1 protein-coding gene is annotated in these 1,207 nt (G+C 51.0%); it reads right to left on the bottom strand.

The window, feature by feature from the left end; translation table 11 throughout:
• Window positions 1-16: 16 nt before the first annotated feature.
• A protein-coding gene (locus FN082_RS15030; RefSeq protein WP_142981865.1) for an IS3 family transposase occupies window positions 17-1,128 on the bottom strand; the annotation gives its coding sequence in 2 pieces (ribosomal slippage) (window positions 17-867 and window positions 867-1,128; 1,113 coding nt in all).
• Window positions 1,129-1,207: the final 79 nt, after the last annotated feature.

The following is a 1,207-nucleotide window of genomic DNA, read 5'->3' as shown; positions in this document are numbered from 1 at the left end:
TGTAAGCACCCCTGCTTCAGTTCCATGCACTTTTTGAGAGTTCCGGTTTTTCAGCCATCAGCCGGTACTCTTCCGGTGTCAGGTTATTCAGGGATTCATGAGGCCGCTCGTTGTTATATTCCATCAGCCAGCGCTCGGTAATTTCCCGTGCTTCATTCAGTGTTCTGAACAGGTAAAAATCCAGGATTTCTGTCCGGTATGTTCGGTTGAACCGTTCGATAAAAGCATTTTGTGTCGGCTTACCCGGCTTGATAAATTCGAGCTGTACGCCATGTTCTTCGGCCCATTGTGCCAGCGCCAGCGAGACCAGCTCTGGCCCGTTGTCCATCCGCATTTTCAGCGGGTAGCCGCGGTTTGCCACGATCCTGTCCAGCACCCGGATGACTCGCTGAGCCGGGATATTCAGGTCGATTTCTATCGCCAGTGCTTCACGGTTAAAATCATCCACCACATTAAAGGTTCGGAAGCGTCTGCCGCAGACCAGCGCGTCGTGCATAAAATCGATGGACCAGCTCTGGTTTAACGCTTGCGGTGTCGCCAGTGGTGCGGGATTACGCACAGGCAGCCGCTGTTTTCCCTTGCGGCGAAAATTCAGTTTCAGCAGGCAGTAAATCCGGTGAACACGTTTATGGTTCCAGGTATTACCCTGCCTGCGCAGCAGCTGGAACAGTTTCTTAAAACCGTAGCGCGGATAGCGTTCTGCCAGCTCAGTCAGCGCGTGGATCACTGGTTCATCACGCCGGGTATCGGGCTGATAAAAATACACCGTCCTGCTCAGCGATAACGTCCTGCAGGCCTGGCGTAAACTCATGGCAAATTGCACCGTCAGATAGCTGACGAGTTCACGCTTTATCGCTGGTTTTAAAGCTTTTTTTCGATGACGTCTTTAAGTGCCCGGCACTCAAGACTGAGATCAGCAAACATCTGTTTTAAACGTCGATTCTCATCCTCAAGATCTTTGATTTTTTTAATATCGGCCGCTTCCATCCCGCCATATTTCGCCTTCCAGTTGTAATAGCTGGCTTCCGAAATAGCGGCCTCACGGCACACATCCTTGACGGTACGTCCGGCTTCGACGGACTTCAGAACGGCGATGATCTGGTGTTCAGTGAATCGGATCTTACGCATAGCGATCTCCTCAGGGGACATTATCAGTATGTCGGAAGATCTCTAAAAGTGAATGGTTCGTTTTGCCGGGATACTTACA

Origin of the sequence: Klebsiella spallanzanii (assembly GCF_902158555.1) — a bacterium.
GTDB lineage: Bacteria > Pseudomonadota > Gammaproteobacteria > Enterobacterales > Enterobacteriaceae > Klebsiella > Klebsiella spallanzanii.
This window is presented reverse-complemented; position numbering and strand designations above follow the sequence as displayed.